A 16,312-nucleotide genomic window follows, 5' to 3' on the forward strand; every position below is an offset into this window, starting at 1 on the left:
TCAGACGGCGCTGCGAACATCATCGGATGCAGCGCCGACGCCCGGCCCCCCTCGGCCGCGTACCCGACCCGCGTACCGACGACGCGCGAAGCGCGGACGCACGGAACAATGAAGCCATGGAAGACGTCGCCGCCCCGAACGCCGCCCCGGAGTCCGCCGCGCACCCCGCGCCCGCCCCGCATCCCGCGTCCCGCGCGCAATCCGCGGAGAGTAGCGCGCGTACGCAGCCCTCCGTGGGCTCCATAGCCGCCCACCGCCCCCAGGCGGTCGCCGCCGTCGCCCGGGAGCTGGAGCCCGACATCGACGCGGACGCCGACGACTACGCGGACGGCGGCGACGAGGACATCGACCTCCCCCAGGGCCGCTTCCTGGACCGCGAGCGCAGCTGGCTGGCCTTCAACGAGCGGGTGCTCGAACTCGCCGAGGACCCCGCCACGCCCCTCCTGGAGCGCGCGAACTTCCTGGCGATCTTCGCCAGCAACCTCGACGAGTTCTTCATGGTCCGCGTCGCCGGCCTCAAGCGCCGCATCGCCACCGGCGTGGCGACGCGCAGCGCCAGCGGCCTGCAGCCCCGCGAGGTGCTGGAGCTGATCTGGACGCGCTCGCGCGAGCTGATGGCCCGGCACGCCGCCTGCTACCAGCAGGACGTCGCCCCCGCCCTGGCGGAGGAGGGCGTCCACCTGATCCGCTGGACGGAGCTGACGGAGAAGGAGCAGGCGCGCCTGTTCACCCTCTTCCGCCAGCAGATCTTCCCCGTCCTGACGCCGCTCGCCGTCGACCCGGCGCACCCCTTCCCGTACATCTCGGGCCTGAGCCTCAACCTCGCCGTGGTCGTACGCAACCCGGTCAGCGGCCACGAGCACTTCGCCCGGGTGAAGGTCCCCCCGCTGCTCTCGCGCTTCCTGGAGGTGGGCAACCACGGCGGCGTGCAGCGCTTCGTCCCGCTGGAGGACGTGATCGCGGCGCACCTGGAGGAGCTGTTCCCGGGGATGGAGATCCTCGCGCACCACACCTTCCGGGTCACCCGCAACGAGGACCTGGAGGTGGAGGAGGACGACGCGGAGAACCTCCTGAAGGCGCTGGAGAAGGAGCTGATGCGCCGCCGCTTCGGCCCGCCGGTGCGCCTGGAGGTCGAGGAGTCGATCGACCCGTACGTACTGGACCTGCTGGTAAGGGAGTTGAAGATCTCCGAGGCGGAGGTCTACCCCCTGCCCGGCCCCCTGGACCTCACCGGCCTGTTCGCCATCGCCGGCCAGGACCGCCCCGAGCTGCGCTACCCGAAGTTCGTCGCCGGCACCCACCGCGACCTCGCCGAGGTGGAGTCCGCCTCCCCGCCGGACGTCTTCGACGCGCTGCGCAAGCGCGACGTGCTGCTGCACCACCCCTACGACAGCTTCTCCACCTCCGTGCAGGCGTTCCTGGAGCAGGCCGCCGCCGACCCGGACGTGCTGGCGATCAAGCAGACGCTCTACCGCACCTCCGGCGACTCCCCGATCGTGGACGCCCTGATCGACGCCGCCGAGAGCGGCAAGCAGGTCCTGGTCCTGGTGGAGATCAAGGCCCGCTTCGACGAGCAGGCGAACATCAAGTGGGCGCGCAAGCTGGAGGAGGCCGGCTGCCACGTGGTCTACGGCCTGGTCGGCCTGAAGACCCACTGCAAGCTCTCCCTGGTCGTCCGCCAGGAGGGCGACACACTGCGCCGCTACAGCCACGTCGGCACGGGCAACTACCACCCCAAGACGGCCAGGTTGTACGAGGACATCGGCCTGCTCACCGCCGACCCGCAGGTCGGCGCGGACCTCTCCGATCTCTTCAACCGCCTCTCCGGCTACTCGCGCCGCGAGTCCTACCGCCGCCTCCTCGTCGCCCCGACCTCCCTGCGCGACGGCCTGGTCCAGCGCATCAACAAGGAGGCGGCCAACGCCCGCGCCGGCCGCCCCGGCCACGTCCGCTTCAAGATCAACTCCCTGGTGGACGAGGCCGTGATCGACGCCCTCTACCGCGCCTCGCAGGCCGGCGTCGAGGTCGACATCTGGGTGCGCGGCATCTGCGCGGTGCGCCCCGGCGTCCCCGGCCTCTCGGAGAACATCCGGGTGCGCAGCGTCCTGGGCCGCTTCCTGGAGCACTCCCGCGTGTTCATCTTCGAGAACGGCGGCGAGCCCGAAGTCTGGTTCGGCAGCGCCGACATGATGCACCGCAACCTCGACCGCCGCATAGAGGCCCTGGTGCGCGTCACCGACCCCTCCCACCGCGCCTCGCTGGTGCGGATGATCGACACCGGCATGTCCGACGCGGTCGACTCCTGGCACCTGGGCCCGGACGGCGACTGGGAGCGGCACGACCAGGACGCGGAGGGCCACCGGCTGCCCAACGTCCAGGAGATGCTCATCGACGCCCGGAGGCGCAGGCGTGGCGCAGGCTGACCCGACGGCACGGCCCGGACGGGCGGGCGCGCGCACCGTACTGGAGCGGCACCTCGGCGCCCAGGCGACCGAACTCCTGCGCGGGCTGCGGGGGTACGAGGAGGCGGGCGGCCGTTCCGCGGCCGCCTCCGCCCGGCTCGTACGGGGCGCGGCGCGCCGGATCTCCGCCGCGCTGGCGGCGTACCCGGAGCTGAGCGAGCCGCAGTGGGCCCGGCAGCTGGGCGCGGAGCTGGAGTGGCTCTCGGAGCAGATCGTCCGCGAACACGCCTACGCGGAGCGCCTGGAGCGGCTGCTGGGCGCCGTCGCCCGCCTGGCCGGCCCCGACGATCCCGGCCTGCGTACGCCCGGGGGCGCCGGTACGGCCCGCGCCGCCGCGCTGCTCCAGCGCCGCCTGGGCCTGGCGCGCAGCCGCGCGCACACCGCCGCGCTGGAGGCGCTGGGCTCGGCGCGCTTCCACGCCGCGGTGGACGCGGTGGCGCTGCTGGCCTCGGAGGCACCGCTGCGGGAGGCCGGCTCCACGGACGTACTGCACGAGGCGCTGGCCGGGGTTGAGCGCCAACTCGCGCGGGAAGTAGCCTCGTTGCCGCTGGAGGTGGCCGCGCAGCCGTACAACGCGCAGGCGCTGGCGCGCGGTCTGGGCCCGGCGGCCGAGCAGGACGCCCCGTGGGAGCGGGTACGGGCGCTGCTGCGCCGGGCACGCTACGCCCACGAGGTGCTGGCGCCCGCGGCGCCGGTGCGGTTGACCGCCGCGAGCCGGGCGCTGAACGGCCACCGCGACGCCGGGGAGGCGGCGCGGGAGGCGGCCGCGGCGGCCCGCACCCCGCGCATCACCCCCGCCACCGCGTACGCGCTGGGAGTGCTGCACGCCGACCAGCGCCAGGAGGTGGAGGCGGCCAGGTTCGCCTTCGGCAGGCTCTGGCGGCGGGGCGCGGGATGAGCGCGCGGGCGGGATCCGGCGGGCGGGGACCGCAACTCGGGGAGGGGTCAAGGGAGATGGCGGACGGACAGGCGATCCGCGCGGCGGGGTGCGTACTGTGGCGGCCCGCGGCGGTCGGCCGGGGGATCGAGATCGCGCTGGTGCACAGACCGCGCTACGACGACTGGTCGCACCCCAAGGGCAGGCTGAAGCACGGCGAGGAGCCCCTCGCGGCGGCGGTGCGCGAGGTCGAGGAGGAGACGGGCTACCAGTGCCAGCCCGGGGTGCGGCTGCCCTCGGCGTTCTACGAGGTGGCGGGCCGCCCCAAGACGGTGCAGTACTGGGAGGCGGAGGCGCTGCGGGGGCGCTTTCGCCCCAACGACGAGGTGGACCACCTGATCTGGCTCCCCCCGGAGATGGCCCGCCGCCGCCTCGGGCAGGAGCGCGACCGCGAACTGGTCGACGAGGCACTGGCGGTGCTGCGGCCGGAGTGAGCGGCGGGGGCGGGAGGCGGCGAGGAGCGGAAGGGGCGCGGGATGCGTACGGCCCCCTCACCCCTCCATCGCCTCCCTCACCCCTCCGTGCGGTACATCAGGTCCGTCTCGTGCGTGGTGAAGCCGAGGCCCTCGTAGACCCGCACCGCCGCCGCGTTGTCCGCGTCCACGTACAGCATCGCGGTGGGCATCGCGCGGTTGCGGGCCAGGTGCCGCAGGCCCGTCGTGGTCAGGGCCCTGCCCAGGCCGCCGCCCTGCTCCGCCGGGTCGACCCCCACCACGTACACCTCGCCCAGCCGCTCCGCGCTGTGCACCTTGGTCCAGTGGAAGCCCACCAGGCGCCCCGCGCGCTCGGCGAGGAAGAAGCCGCGCGGGTCGAACCAGGACTGCGCCGTGCGGTCGTCCAGGTCGCGCTGGCTGAACGAGCCCTGCTCGGGGTGGTGGGCGAAGGCCGCCGCGTTGAGCGCCAGCCACGCCGCGTCGTCCGCGCCGGGGCGGAAGGTGCGCACCGTCACGCCGGGCGGGAGGACCGGCTCGGGCAGCTCCAGACCGGTCAACGGCCGCCGCAGCTGGCGCAGTTCGCGGAAGAGCGCCAGCCCCAGCAGCTGCGAGAGGTGCCGCGCCCCCGGATGCCCGCCGTGCGCCCAGACCCGCAGCCGGTGGCCGGAGCCCGCCAGCAGCGCCTCGGCCAGCGCCCGCCCGTGCCCGTGCCGGCGGAACGCCGGGTGGACGACCAGCTCGGCCGCCGGCGCCTCGATCGGATCGGTCTCCTCCAGCTGCGCGTAGCCCGCGAGCGCGGAGCGGTCGTGTACGAGGAGGTGGCGCACGCCGGGGCGCCGCCCGCCGCGCAGCTGCAGCCGGCCCTGCTCCGACACCGCCTGGCGCCCGTCGGTGCGCGCGGCGCTCTCCAGCAGCCCCGTCACCGCGTAGACCTGGGAGGGCGTGAGCTCGTCGTGGAACCCCACCCGACGGAAGGAGGGAGCCACCGCGTCCCCGGAGTCACTCATGCAGCGATGGTAGGGCCTGGCGTCAATCCACGCCGTTACCGGGTCCTGACCAAGACGTCGCTCACATTTCATGCTGGACCGGTGACACGCTACGCGCGTAAACCCTAAGCTGCCCCCGCATCGTGTCGTGTTCTGTCCCAGGGGAGATTCATGAAGGCTCGGACCTACGTGGGCGGGGTGGCCCTGCTGGCCACGGCCGCCGGCCTGCTCGGCGCGGCCCAGACCGCCGGCGCGGAGGAGAGCGGGAGCACCACCGCGCGCAGCAACACGGTGGACGTGCAGCTGCTGTCCTTCAACGACTTCCACGGGAACCTGGAGGCCCCCTCGGGCTCCTCCGGCCGCCTCACGGAGGTACAGCCCGACGGCAGCGTGAAGACCATCGACGGCGTCGGCGGTGTGGAGTACCTGGCCGGCTCGCTGCGCAAGGCCCGCGAGGGCCACCCGCTGAGCGTGACCGCCGCGGCCGGCGACCTGATCGGTGCCAGCCCCATCACCTCGGCGCTCTTCCACGACGAGCCCTCGATCGAGGCCATGAACGGCCTGGGTCTGGACGTGGCCGGCGTGGGCAACCACGAGTTCGACGAGGGCCGCGCCGAACTGCAGCGCATGCAGGACGGCGGCTGCCACCCGAAGGACGGCTGCTACGCGGAGGGCCGCACCTTCGAGGGCGCGACGTTCCCCTTCCTCGCCGCGAACGTCACGGACGACAGGACCGGCAAGCCGATCCTGGACCCGACGTACGTCTGGGAGAAGGACGGCGTCAGGATCGGCTTCATCGGCGTGACCCTGGAGGGCACCCCGAACATCGTCAGTGCGGAGGGCATCAAGGGCCTCACCTTCCACGACGAGATCGAGGCCATCAACAAGCAGGCCGAGAAGCTGCAGAAGAGCGGCGTGAAGTCGATCGTCGCGCTGATCCACGAGGGCGGCTTCCCGGCCTCCGGCGCGTACAACTACGACTGCGACGCGGCCGGCGCCGGCTCGGGCATCTCCGGCCCGATCGTCGACATCGCCAAGGGTGTCACCCCGAAGGTCGACGCGCTGGTCACCGGCCACACGCACACCGCGTACGCCTGCACGATCCCCGACCCCGCGGGCAACCCGCGCACGGTGACCTCCGCCGCCTCCTTCGGCCGGCTCTACACCGACACCACGCTGACGTACAACCGCCGCAGCGGTGACATCGTCCGCACCTCGGTCGCCTCCGCCAACCACGTGGTGTACCGCAAGGACCCCGCGTCGGACATGACGGACCTCATCGGCCGCTACAAGGCCCTCGCCGCCCCCATCGCCAACCGCCCCATCGGCCACATCGGCGCCGACATCCTGCGGACGAACGCGGTCGACGACTCGCCCCTGGGCAACCTGATCGCCGACGCGCAGCTCGCCCACGCCAAGTCGCTGGACCCCAGGGCGTCGGTGGCGCTGATGAACCCGGGCGGCGTGCGCACCGACCTGGTCTACGCCTCCTCGCCGGTCGGTGAGGGCGACGGCGTGGTCACCTACGGCGAGGCGTTCAGCGTGCAGCCCTTCGCCAACACGGTCAACCTGCTCGACCTCACCGGCGCCCAGCTGCTCACCGTCCTGCAGCAGCAGGTCTCCGGCCTCAACGCCGCCGCGCCGAAGATCCTCCAGCCCGCCGGCGTGGCCTACACGCTGGACCTCACCAAGGCCGGCGCCGACCGGATCGTCGCGGACTCCGTCCTGGTCGCCGGCGCCCCGCTGGACCCGGCCGCGACCTACCGCGTCGCGGTGAACTCCTTCCTCGCCGGCAGCGGCGACGGCTTCGCCGAGCTGGCCAAGGGCACCAACCCGCTGGTCGGCGCGGACGACCTGGCGGCCTTCGAGCAGTACCTGACCGCGAACTCCTCCGCGACCGCCCCGCTGCAGCCGCCGGCCGCGGACCGGGTGAACGTCGTCAAGTAAGTCGCGCCGACCGGGAGGCTGTTCACGCTCCCGTACGAGCGAAGAGGCCGGCCGGTGCCCCGTGGCACCGGCCGGCCTCTGCTGTGAGGGCCCTGCGGATCGGCGGCCGAAGACGCCGCCCGGGTCAGACGTGCGGGCTCAGTAGTCGAAGACCTTCGCCGTCGCCAGGTTCGCCGCGCAGCGGTTGGCGTGGATCTCGGAGACCCAGGCGACCGGCTTGCCCTTCCAGTGGCCGAAGGCGTAGACGCGCACCGGCGCGAACTCCATCGTGCACGCACCTTGCGCGGGCTTGAGGGCGTTGAAGCGGCCGCCGGCCGCCCGGAGCGCCTTGCACGCCTTGGCGGCCTTGGGGTGGGTGCCCCCGGCCGGTTCGCAGTTCAGGTACGCGACGTCCAGCGGCTCGTCGCTCCCGAGGCGCTGGGTGGCCAGCAGCAGGCTGGTCGCCTTGGTGTGGGCGACCTCGGCCGGAGTGGTCGTGCCCTTCGGCGGCTTGACGCTCACCGCGAGCGGGGAGTGGCCGACGGAGAGGGTGCTGAGGAGGTCGCCGGGGACGGGCGGCTGCCCGGCGGCGGTGTCGGCGGCCAGCGCGGGCGCGGCGAGAAGCAGGGCGGCGACGGCCGAACCGGCCGCGACGAGGCTGGTGTTGCGCATGGTGTTTCGCATGGGACAACGGATACCGTGCGCCGTCAGCGGCGGAGGGGACCGTCACTCGATAGGGGGCGTTTCGGGCGGCGGCTCCGCGGCGCCCGGCAGCCGCAGCACGGCCCGGGTGCCGCCGCCCCGGGCCGGCATCAACTGCACTGTTCCACCCGCCTGTTGGACCGTCCGCGCCACGATCGACAGCCCGAGGCCCGAGCCCGGAAGGCTCCGCGCACCGGGGGAGCGCCAGAAACGCTCGAACACGTGGGGGAGGTCCGCCGCCGCGATCCCGGCCCCGTGGTCGCGTACGGACAACTCGCCGCCGGCCAGTGACACTTCCACCGTCCCGCCCGGCGGGGAGAACTTCACCGCGTTGTCCAGCAGGTTCACCAGCGCCCGCTCCAGCGCCGCCGGCTCGGCCCGTACGAACCACGGGGTGAGCGCGGTGGTGATCGCGATCCCCGCCCCGCGCAGCCGGGCCCGCGCCACGGCCCGCGCGGCCACCTCGTGCAGGCCCATGACCTGCGGCGGCCCGCTCGCCGGATCGGCGTCGGGGCGCGAGAGCTCCTGCAGATCGCCGATCAGCGCGGCCAGTTCGCTCATCTGCGCCTTCACCGAGGCCAGCAGCGCCGTGCGGTCGGCCGGCGGCAGCGCGCGCCCCGACTCCTCGCTGCGGACCAGGAGTTCGACGTTCGTACGCAGGCTCGTCAGCGGGGTGCGCAGCTCGTGCCCCGCGTCGGCGATGAGCTGCTGCTGGCGGTCCCGGGAAGAGGCCAGCGCCTCGGTCATCGCGTTGAACGAGCGCGAGAGGCGGGCGATCTCGTCGTCCCCGGCGACGGGGATGCGCACCCCCAGGTCCTCGGTCCGCGCGATGTGCTCCACCGCCGTGGTGAGCCGGTCCACCGGCCGCAGCCCCGCCCGCGCGATCCACAGCCCCGCCGCGCCCGCGCCCAGCACCCCCGCTCCCGCCACCCCGGCGAGTACCCAGGCCAGCGTGGTCAGCGGGTCGGTGACCTCGCTCAGCGGGCGGGCGACGCTGAGGGCGGTGCCCTGCGGCGCGGGCTGCGCACCGACGCTCACCCCGCCGGCCAGCCCGCGCGTGTAGACGCGCCAGGGGCCGCCCGCGGAGTCCACGGTGTGGATGACGTGCTGCCCCGGCACCCCCTGTCCGGCGGCCTGCGCGACCGCCAGGTCGGCATCGGTGGCGGCGATGGTGCGCCGGCCGCCGGTCAGACAGGTCGTGCCGTCCGCCAGCACCAGCTGCGAGGTGGTGTTCCCCCACACCACCGGTGCGGACTTCGGCCCGTCGGGGGTCAACTCGTCCAGCGGCTTGGGGAGTTCGGCCACGCACTCGAAGCGCATGCCCAGCTCCACCCGGCGCACCCCCGGCGCCTCCATCAGCGAGCGGTCCAGCTCCTCCATCAGCTGGTCGCGCGTGATCACCCAGCAGGCCAGCGCCGCGACCGCCACCGCGACGGCCACCGCGGCGGCGGTGAGGAGGGCCAGGCGGGAGCGCAGGGCGGGCTGGGGGCGCGGGGCGGCGGAGTGCGGGGTGGCGGAGTGCGGGGCGGCGGAGTGCGAAGAGAGCAGGGAGCGCAGGTTCCTCAACGCCCGCCCCCCTCGGGCGCCCGCAGCACGTACCCCACCCCGCGCACCGTGTGCACCAGCCGGGGCGCGCCGCCGGCCTCCGTCTTGCGCCGCAGGTACATCACGTACACGTCCAGGGAGTTGGAGGAGGGCTCGAAGTCGAAGCCCCACACCGCGTGCAGGATCTGCTCGCGGGTCAGCACCTGCCGGGGATGGGTGAGGAACAGCTCCAGCAGCGTGAACTCCGTGCGCGTCAGCTCCACTTGGCGACCGGCCCGGGTCACCTCGCGGGTGGCCGGGTCCATCCGCAGGTCGCCGAACTCCAGCACCCGCCCCGCCGACTCCCCGCCGCCGCCCTCGCGCACGTACGAGGAGCGCCGCAGCAGCGCCCGGATCCTGGCGAACAGCTCGTCCAGCTCGAAGGGCTTGACCAGGTAGTCGTCGGCCCCCGCGTCCAGCCCCGTCACCCGGTCGCCGACCGTGTCGCGGGCGGTGAGCATCAGGATCGGCGTGCGCACCCCCGAGGTGCGCAGCCGCCGGGCGGCGGTCAGGCCGTCCATCCGGGGCATCAGCACGTCCAGCACGATCAGGTCCGGGTCGTAGGCGGCGGCGCGCTCCAGGGCGTCCAGTCCGTCGACGGCGAGCTGGGTGCCGTACCCCTCGAAGGAGAGGCTGCGGCGCAGGGCCTCGCGGACGGCGGGCTCGTCGTCGACGATCAGGATGCGGGGGTGGTCGCTCGTCACGGGATCAATTGTCCCGCAGCTTCCCGACGAAGGCCTTGACGTCGTTCACGGGGATGGCGAAGCCCAGGCCCACACTGCCGGCGTCCGCACCGCTGCCGGCGGAGTAGATCGCGGAGTTGATGCCGACGACCCGGCCGTCCAGGTCGACCAGCGGTCCGCCGGAGTTGCCGGGGTTGATGGAGGCGTCGGTCTGCAGGGCCTTGTACGTGGTGGTCGCGCCGGAGCCGAGGTCGCCGTTGTACTCCTCGCCGCCGAAGCCGAAGGGCCACTCCTGGCGGGGGCTCTGCTGCTGCTGGTCCTGGTCCTTCCGCACGGTGACGTCGCGGTTCTTGGCGGAGACGATGCCGCTGGTGACGGTGCCGGTCAGGCCCTCGGGGGAGCCGATGGCGACGACCTCGTCGCCGACGTCCACCGCGTCGGAGTCGCCGAGCACGGCCGCCTTCAGACCGCTCCTGCCGACCGCCTTGATGAGCGCGAGGTCGTTGTCCGGGTCCGTGCCGAGGACCTCGGCGCGGGCGGTGGAGCCGTCGCTGAAGCGGACGGTGATCTCCTGGGCGCCGGAGACGACGTGGTTGTTGGTGACGATCTCGCCGTCGGCGGTGACGACCACCCCGGAGCCGGTGGCCTGGCCGCGCTGCCCGGCGGCCTTGATCTCCACGACGCTGGGGGAGACGGCCTTGGCGACGGCGGAGACGCCGGAGGCACCCTTGGCCGAGGAGGCGGGGGAGCCGATGGCGCTGTTGTACGCGCTGCTCGCGGGGCCGTCGTCGCCGGTCCACTGGCTTACGAGGGCGGCGGTGCCGCCGCCGGCCAGCGCGGCGACCAGGGCGACGGCGGCGAAGAGGGTCACGGGGCGGCGGCTCGGGGCGGGCGGCGCGGGCGGCGCGGGCGGCGCCGGGGGCAGGGCGGGGGGAGCGGCAGGGGGCGCCTCGGGGGCGCGGTGACGGGGGTCGGGGGCCGGCCAGTTCTGCGTATCACTCATACCGGCGACTCTCCGCGCTGCGGATGAGAGGACTCTGAGGAGAGGCTGAGAAGTCCGGCAGAAGGCTGTATGCCCTATGTAAAGACGCTTCGTGCCGCCCCGTTCAGCAGCCGCAGGACTGCCGTACCACCAGCGCGCTCGGGAACTGCCGGGTCCGCTCGCGTCGCGACATCGGCCGCGCGTCGTCCAGGAGGAGGTCCACCGCCGCCCGCGCCATCGACGGCCGGTCCGAGGCGACCGTCGTCAGCGGCGGATCGGTGAGCGCCGCCTCCTTGACGTCGTCGAAGCCGGCCACGGCCAGCTCGCCGGGGACGTCGATACGCAACTCGCGCGCCGCCCGCAGCACGCCGATGGCCTGGTCGTCCGTACTGCAGAAGATCGCGGGGGGCCGGTCCGGGCCGGCCAGCAGGTCCAGGGCGACGTGGTAGGCGTCGTAGCGGTTGTACGGGGCCTGGAAGAGGCGCCCCTGGGTGGACAGGCCGGCCTCCTGCATCGCGCGCTCCCAGCCCTGGACGTGGTCGGTGACCGGGTCGCCGACCACCGGCGTCCCGGCCATGCCGCCCAGGCACGCCACGTACGGGTGCCCGTGCTCCAGCAGGTGCCGGGTGGCGAGCTGCGCGCCGCCGATGTCGTCCGTGACGACCACGAAGTCCTCGGCGGAGTCCCGGCGTTCGTGCAGCAGCACCACGCGGGCGTCGGCCGCGTCCAGCTCCGCCGCGGCGGCGTCGGACGGCCCCTGGCTGACCAGGATCAGGCCGGAGACGCGCATACCGAGGAAGGCCCGCAGATAGTGGATCTCGCGCTCGTCGAGGTAGTCGGAGTTGCCGACGAGGACCATCTTGCCGCGCTCGGCGGCGGCCTGTTCGACGGCGTGCGCCATCTCCGCGAAGAAGGGCTGGCGCGCGTCGGGGACGATCATGCCTATGAGGTCCGTACGCCGCGAGGCCATCGCCTGCGCCACGCGGTCGGGGCGGTAGCCCAGCTCCGTGATCGCCGCGAGGACCCGCTCGCGGGTGGCCGGGGCCACCGGACGGGGTCCGTTGTTGATCACATAGCTCACGACCGCGGTCGAGGTCCCCGCGAGCCGTGCCACATCGTCACGCGTCACCTTGGCCACGCGGGGCAGTCTACGCGGATTGCACGGACTCCCCCAGAGGGGTGATCAAGGCCGGACAAGCCCGGCCGAAAGGGCGTCAGGGGCGGCGGACGGAGCGCTCGACGGCACGCCTGACCACCGACTCCGCCTCGGCCGTGGCGGCGTCGGCGGGCGAGGGGGCGGCCGGCTCCGGCTTCTCGGGCGCCACGAAGCGGTAGCCCACGTTGCGCACGGTGCCGATCAGCGACTCGTGCTCCACGCCGAGCTTGGCGCGCAGCCGGCGGACGTGGACGTCGACCGTGCGGGTGCCGCCGAAGTAGTCGTAGCCCCAGACCTCCTGCAGCAGTTGGGCGCGGGTGAAGACGCGGCCCGGGTGCTGCGCGAGGTACTTCAGCAGCTCGAACTCCTTGAAGGTCAGGTCCAGCACGCGGCCCTTGAGCTTCGCGGAGTACGTGGCCTCGTCGACGGAGAGGTCGCCGTTGCGGATCTCCATCGGGCTGTCGTCGGCGGGGGCGGACTGGCGCCCCAGCGCGAGGCGCAGGCGGGCCTCGACCTCGGCCGGGCCCGCGGTGTCCAGCAGCACGTCGTCGATTCCCCAGTCGGCGGTGACGGCGGCGAGGCCGCCCTCGGTGACCACCAGGAGCAGCGGGCAGCCGGGGCCCGTGGAGCGCAGGAGCTGGCAGAGGCTGCGGACCTGGGGGAGGTCGCGGCGGCCGTCGATGAGGATGGCGTCCGCGCCGGGGGTGTCGATGAGGGCGGGGCCCTCGGCGGGCGCTACCCGGACGTTGTGCAGGAGCAGGCCCAGTGCGGGCAGCACCTCCGTCGAGGGCTGGAGGGCGTTCGTCAGCAGCAGCAGCGAGCTCATGGGGCTCCTCCGGTCTGGCGCGTTTTGAAGCACGAAAGGACCCGGGGGCATCGTTGCCCGGGTCCTTCGTTCAGCAGGATAGCCGACGGGTGGGGGGTGTGCAGCTGGGTGTCACATGGCGGACACGGGGGTTTCTTCTTTGTGTGGGGGCGGGGCCTCTTCGTGTGGGGTGGGGCTTCGCGCTTTTGGGGCGGGCGGGGGGCTTTGCGTCGCTGGGGCGGGGCCTCTCCGCGACAACTCCGAAAAGCCATAGGGATTGACTTGCCATCGGTCGATTTGCTGCTCTGTCGGGGGCCTGCGTTGCGGTGCGTCTTTTCGGAGTCGTCGCTCCGGGCCCCTCACTTGGGTCGGCCGGCTTCCTGTTGCGCTTGTCTCACTTCGTGGGGAGGGGTGTGCGGCCACTTATCGTGGGTGGGTGGTTGACGCTATGGGTGCGCGGGTGGGTACGACCCTGCTTGCGGAGGATGGGACCGCTATCGAGGCGGTTTATGTGCCGGGGCCGGTGGGGGTGCCGGCGATTGTGGTGGCGCACGGTTTCACCGGGTCGGTGGATCGGCCTGCTGTGCGGCGGGCTGTGGAGGTTTTCGGGCGGTACGCGCCTGTTGTTGCTTTTTCGTTTCGGGGGCACGGGCGGTCCGGGGGGCGGTCGACCGTGGGGGATCTGGAGGTTCAGGATCTGGCCGCCGCCGTGGCGTGGGCGCGGCGGCTGGGGCACGGGCGGGTGGTGACCGTGGGCTTTTCGATGGGTGGGTCCGTGGTGGTGCGGCATGCGGCGCTGCATCGGGGGGATGGCGGGGGGCGTACGGGAGCGCATGCGGATGCGGTGGTGGCGGTGAGCGCTCCCGCGCGCTGGTACTACCGGGGGACCGCCCCGATGCGGCGGTTGCACTGGGCCGTGGAGCTGCCCGTGGGGCGGGTGGTTTCGCGGGTGGCGCTTCGTACGCGGATCGCGGCGCGGCGGTGGGATCCCGTGCCGCTGTCGCCGGTCGCGGCGGCTCCGCTGATCACCGCGCCGCTGCTGATCGTCCACGGTGATCGGGACGCGTACTTTCCGCTGGACCACCCCCGTTCGCTGGCGGCTGCGGCGCCTGGTGCGGAGTTGTGGGTGGAGGCGGGTTTCGGGCATGCGGAGAACGCGGCGCCCGAGGCGCTGTTGGAGCGGGTGGCGCAGTGGGCGGTGGGGGATCAGCAGGGGGGTCAACAGGGGGGCAGTGCCGCTTAGTTCGTGCTGGGGGGTGAGATGTGTACGAGGGCCGGGCGCTCCGCGTTGCGGAGCGCCCGGCCCTCGTACGTCCTGGGGCGGTGGTGGTTCAGACGGCGATGGCCACCTCGGCCAGGCCGCCCTCCTGTGCCACCACCGTGCGGTCGGCCGTGCCGCCCGGCACCAGCGCGCGCAGGGTCCACGTGCCCTCGGCCGCGTAGAAGCGGAACTGGCCGGTCGCCGAGGTCGGCACCTCGGCGGTGAACTCGCCGGTGGCGTCCAGCAGTCGCACGTAGCCCGTGACGGGCTCGCCGTCGCGGGTCACCTGGCCCTGGATGGTGGTCTCGCCGGCCTTGACGGTCGCGGCGTCGGGGCCGCCTGCCTTGGCTCCGCACATGGGGATGATTCCTTTACGTCCGTGGGGTGAGGGGTTACTTGGCGGGGCCCAGCTCGATCGGCACGCCGACCAGCGAGCCGTACTCGGTCCACGAGCCGTCGTAGTTCTTGACGTTCTCCTGGCCCAGCAGCTCGTGCAGCACGAACCAGGTGTGCGCCGAGCGCTCGCCGATGCGGCAGTACGCGATGGTGTCCTTCGCCAGGTCGACGCCCTCGCCCTCGTAGAGCGCGGTCAGCTCCTCGTCGGAGCGGAAGGTGCCGTCGTCGTTGGCCGACTTCGACCACGGGATGTTGCGGGCGCCGGTCACGTGGCCCGGGCGCTGCGACTGCTCCTGCGGCAGGTGCGCGGGGGCGAGCAGCTTGCCGGAGAACTCGTCGGGGGAGCGCACGTCGACCAGGTTCTTGACGCCGATCGCGGCCACGACCTCGTCGCGGAAGGCGCGGATCGAGGTGTCCTGGGGCTGCGCCGTGTAGGCGGTGGCGGCACGGACGGGGACCTCGTCGACCAGGTCGCGGGAGTCCAGCTCCCACTTCTTGCGGCCGCCGTCGAGGAGCTTGACGTCCTGGTGGCCGTAGAGCTTGAAGTACCAGTAGGCGTACGAGGCGAACCAGTTGTTGTTGCCGCCGTAGAGCACCACGGTGGAGTCGTTGGCGATGCCCCGCTCGGAGAGCAGCGCCTCGAACTGCTCCTGGTTGACGAAGTCGCGGCGGACCGGGTCCTGGAGGTCGCGCTGCCAGTCGATGCGGATCGCGTTGCGGATGTGGTTCTTCTCGTAGGCGGACGTGTCCTCGTCGACCTCGACGATCACGACCTGGGGGTTGTCGAGGTTGGCCTCGACCCAGTCGGCGTCCACCAGGACGTCAGTGCGGCTCATTCGGATCTCCTCCGGGGCAGGTGCGGCAGCGCGCGCGGCACACGCCGATACGGCGCGCGGCTCGCGCGGGATGGGATGGCGGGGGCCGCCGGACGCGGGCGCGGAGTGCGGGGAGGCACCGTGCGGCGGGCGGCCGTTCAGCGGCTGGGGACGCGGAACCGGGGGCGGCGGCTTACGGGCAACAGAGCATGGCGGCAACGCGACACAGGTCCACTGCCCGCCGCTTGGTGAGATCCGCCTGTCGCATCATGGTCCGATGCTAGGGACCGGGGCGCGCTTCTGTCATCAGTGTGTCGGATGGTGAGACGAGATCGTCTGAGGCATGAGACGTGGATGGGAGGGGGAGGGCCGGCGGCGGGGGGCCGGGCGGCTGCGGCTGCGGTGTATCCGCGTTCTGGGAGCGTTGGTCTCAGTGGTTGATACGGGTGGGCGGGGGCGGGCTCCGCTACGGCGCCAGTTCCACGTCGCGGCCCGAGCCCGTGACCGTGATTCCCTCTTCGGTGATCTCCACGGCGCCCAGGCGCAGTCCGCGGGGGAGGTCGGTGATCTTCCACTCGTAGTCGAGCCGGCTGCGCAGCAGCTCCTCCAGGCCCGGGACCACGTCCGCCCCCTCGATCTTCACGGTCTGCAGCCGGATGGTGTTCCCGCCCTCCGCGCTGATCCGCACCAGTGCGCTGTTCTCGACCTTCTCCCCGAAGAAGGTGGCGCCGACCGTCGCCTTGACCAGGCCGTCGCCGGCCGCGTCCTTTCCGCCGTAGGAGACGGTGACCACGCCGCCGGGGAGGGCGCGCGAGATGTCCTCGTAGCCGAAGCGGACCCGGCCCTCGGCGCGGGCGGCGGTGGCGCGGTCCCACCGGTCGCCCTGGACGCGGAGGTCGTAGAGCCGGGCGTCGGCCCGGGCGAGCGTCAGGTCGCTGCCGTTCGCGCCGTCGGCCGTGATGCCGCTGAGGTCGACGGTGACCTCCTCGAAGCGCTTGTCCAGCACCTGCGTGAGGAAGGGGAAGCCCTTGATGCGGATCTCCGGCGACTCGGAGAGGCCGTACTCCTGGCGGATCCGGTCGCCTGCCTCCGCCTGGACGAGCCGCACGGCGACGCGGTCGCCGACCGCGGCGAGGAGGGCGAGGACAGCGAGGACGATCAGCCCGATCCGGAGTGCGCGCAT

Annotated in this window: 16 protein-coding genes; 5 read left to right on the plus strand and 11 right to left on the minus strand. The window is 73.1% G+C overall.

All coding sequences use genetic code 11. From position 1 onward, the window contains the following. Window positions 1-26 precede the first annotated feature (26 nt). The 3 genes from ACFQLX_RS10900 to ACFQLX_RS10910 are packed head-to-tail and all read left to right on the plus strand — an operon-like array spanning window position 27 to window position 3,833. On the plus strand, window positions 27-2,423 hold the full coding sequence (locus ACFQLX_RS10900) for an RNA degradosome polyphosphate kinase (RefSeq protein WP_386414091.1): 2,397 nt from the start codon (window positions 27-29) through the stop codon (window positions 2,421-2,423). Then, a complete protein-coding gene (locus ACFQLX_RS10905; RefSeq protein ID WP_386414093.1) occupies window positions 2,410-3,360 on the plus strand; it encodes a CHAD domain-containing protein in 951 nt (316 codons plus the stop codon). The genes ACFQLX_RS10900 and ACFQLX_RS10905 overlap by 14 nt, the downstream gene beginning before the upstream one ends. Window positions 3,361-3,416: 56 nt before the next feature. Then, entirely contained in the window at window positions 3,417-3,833 is a 417-nt protein-coding gene (locus ACFQLX_RS10910; protein WP_386414095.1) for an NUDIX hydrolase, read from the plus strand. A 77-nt stretch (window positions 3,834-3,910) separates the two neighbouring features. Here ACFQLX_RS10910 and mshD read toward each other — a convergent pair whose 3' ends face one another. After that, entirely contained in the window at window positions 3,911-4,840 is a 930-nt protein-coding gene (mshD, locus tag ACFQLX_RS10915) for a mycothiol synthase (RefSeq protein ID WP_386414097.1), read from the minus strand. Between the two features lie 150 nt (window positions 4,841-4,990). On the opposite strand from mshD, the gene ACFQLX_RS10920 reads away from it, so the two are divergent. Continuing rightward, on the plus strand, window positions 4,991-6,766 hold the full coding sequence (locus tag ACFQLX_RS10920; protein ID WP_386414098.1) for a bifunctional metallophosphatase/5'-nucleotidase: 1,776 nt from the start codon (window positions 4,991-4,993) through the stop codon (window positions 6,764-6,766). 138 nt (window positions 6,767-6,904) lie between these two features. Here the strand turns inward: ACFQLX_RS10920 and ACFQLX_RS10925 are convergent, their stop codons facing one another. The 6 genes from ACFQLX_RS10925 to ACFQLX_RS10950 form a co-directional block, all read right to left on the minus strand. Beyond that, entirely contained in the window at window positions 6,905-7,429 is a 525-nt protein-coding gene (locus ACFQLX_RS10925) for an SSI family serine proteinase inhibitor (protein ID WP_386414100.1), read from the minus strand. A gap of 42 nt (window positions 7,430-7,471) precedes the next feature. After that, complete coding sequence (locus tag ACFQLX_RS10930) at window positions 7,472-8,923, minus strand: sensor histidine kinase (RefSeq protein WP_386414203.1); 1,452 nt, start codon at window positions 8,921-8,923, stop codon at window positions 7,472-7,474. Between the two features lie 86 nt (window positions 8,924-9,009). Then, window positions 9,010-9,735: a response regulator transcription factor gene (locus ACFQLX_RS10935; protein WP_386414101.1), complete on the minus strand. Its 726-nt coding sequence runs from the start codon at window positions 9,733-9,735 to the stop codon at window positions 9,010-9,012. Between the two features lie 4 nt (window positions 9,736-9,739). Further along, window positions 9,740-10,717: a S1C family serine protease gene (locus tag ACFQLX_RS10940; protein WP_386414103.1), complete on the minus strand. Its 978-nt coding sequence runs from the start codon at window positions 10,715-10,717 to the stop codon at window positions 9,740-9,742. Between the two features lie 103 nt (window positions 10,718-10,820). Next, complete coding sequence (locus ACFQLX_RS10945) at window positions 10,821-11,834, minus strand: LacI family DNA-binding transcriptional regulator (protein WP_386414105.1); 1,014 nt, start codon at window positions 11,832-11,834, stop codon at window positions 10,821-10,823. A 76-nt stretch (window positions 11,835-11,910) separates the two neighbouring features. Next, on the minus strand, window positions 11,911-12,678 hold the full coding sequence (locus ACFQLX_RS10950) for a response regulator transcription factor (RefSeq protein WP_386414107.1): 768 nt from the start codon (window positions 12,676-12,678) through the stop codon (window positions 11,911-11,913). A gap of 427 nt (window positions 12,679-13,105) precedes the next feature. On the opposite strand from ACFQLX_RS10950, the gene ACFQLX_RS10955 reads away from it, so the two are divergent. Continuing rightward, the gene (locus ACFQLX_RS10955; RefSeq protein ID WP_386414205.1) at window positions 13,106-13,900 is read left to right on the plus strand and encodes an alpha/beta hydrolase; all 795 of its coding nucleotides are present in this window, start codon (window positions 13,106-13,108) and stop codon (window positions 13,898-13,900) included. Between the two features lie 88 nt (window positions 13,901-13,988). Here the strand turns inward: ACFQLX_RS10955 and ACFQLX_RS10960 are convergent, their stop codons facing one another. The 4 genes from ACFQLX_RS10960 to ACFQLX_RS10975 form a co-directional block, all read right to left on the minus strand. Beyond that, complete coding sequence (locus ACFQLX_RS10960) at window positions 13,989-14,276, minus strand: DUF1416 domain-containing protein (protein WP_386414108.1); 288 nt, start codon at window positions 14,274-14,276, stop codon at window positions 13,989-13,991. A 34-nt stretch (window positions 14,277-14,310) separates the two neighbouring features. After that, the gene (locus ACFQLX_RS10965; RefSeq protein ID WP_386414109.1) at window positions 14,311-15,150 is read right to left on the minus strand and encodes a sulfurtransferase; all 840 of its coding nucleotides are present in this window, start codon (window positions 15,148-15,150) and stop codon (window positions 14,311-14,313) included. A gap of 172 nt (window positions 15,151-15,322) precedes the next feature. Next, on the minus strand, window positions 15,323-15,400 hold the full coding sequence (locus tag ACFQLX_RS10970) for an Ms5788A family Cys-rich leader peptide (RefSeq protein ID WP_386414207.1): 78 nt from the start codon (window positions 15,398-15,400) through the stop codon (window positions 15,323-15,325). 195 nt (window positions 15,401-15,595) lie between these two features. Continuing rightward, complete coding sequence (locus ACFQLX_RS10975; protein WP_386414110.1) at window positions 15,596-16,312, minus strand: LmeA family phospholipid-binding protein; 717 nt, start codon at window positions 16,310-16,312, stop codon at window positions 15,596-15,598.

The organism is Streptomyces polyrhachis, assembly GCF_042663125.1.
In the GTDB taxonomy this organism is placed as follows: Bacteria; Actinomycetota; Actinomycetes; order Streptomycetales; family Streptomycetaceae; genus Streptomyces; species Streptomyces polyrhachii.

Bases quoted from the DNA above. Each gene is read 5' to 3' on its own strand.
- ACFQLX_RS10955 (WP_386414205.1), top strand. From the start codon at position 13,106: ATGGGTGCGCGGGTGGGTACGACCCTGCTTGCGGAGGATGGGACCGCT.
- ACFQLX_RS10940 (WP_386414103.1), bottom strand. From the start codon at position 10,717: ATGAGTGATACGCAGAACTGGCCGGCCCCCGACCCCCGTCACCGCGCC.
- ACFQLX_RS10965 (WP_386414109.1), bottom strand. From the start codon at position 15,150: ATGAGCCGCACTGACGTCCTGGTGGACGCCGACTGGGTCGAGGCCAAC.
- ACFQLX_RS10975 (WP_386414110.1), bottom strand. From the start codon at position 16,312: ATGCGCGCACTCCGGATCGGGCTGATCGTCCTCGCTGTCCTCGCCCTC.
- ACFQLX_RS10925 (WP_386414100.1), bottom strand. From the start codon at position 7,429: ATGCGAAACACCATGCGCAACACCAGCCTCGTCGCGGCCGGTTCGGCC.
- ACFQLX_RS10950 (WP_386414107.1), bottom strand. From the start codon at position 12,678: ATGAGCTCGCTGCTGCTGCTGACGAACGCCCTCCAGCCCTCGACGGAG.
- ACFQLX_RS10910 (WP_386414095.1), top strand. From the start codon at position 3,417: ATGGCGGACGGACAGGCGATCCGCGCGGCGGGGTGCGTACTGTGGCGG.
- mshD (WP_386414097.1), bottom strand. From the start codon at position 4,840: ATGAGTGACTCCGGGGACGCGGTGGCTCCCTCCTTCCGTCGGGTGGGG.
- ACFQLX_RS10960 (WP_386414108.1), bottom strand. From the start codon at position 14,276: ATGTGCGGAGCCAAGGCAGGCGGCCCCGACGCCGCGACCGTCAAGGCC.
- ACFQLX_RS10920 (WP_386414098.1), top strand. From the start codon at position 4,991: ATGAAGGCTCGGACCTACGTGGGCGGGGTGGCCCTGCTGGCCACGGCC.
- ACFQLX_RS10900 (WP_386414091.1), top strand. From the start codon at position 27: ATGCAGCGCCGACGCCCGGCCCCCCTCGGCCGCGTACCCGACCCGCGT.
- ACFQLX_RS10970 (WP_386414207.1), bottom strand. From the start codon at position 15,400: ATGATGCGACAGGCGGATCTCACCAAGCGGCGGGCAGTGGACCTGTGT.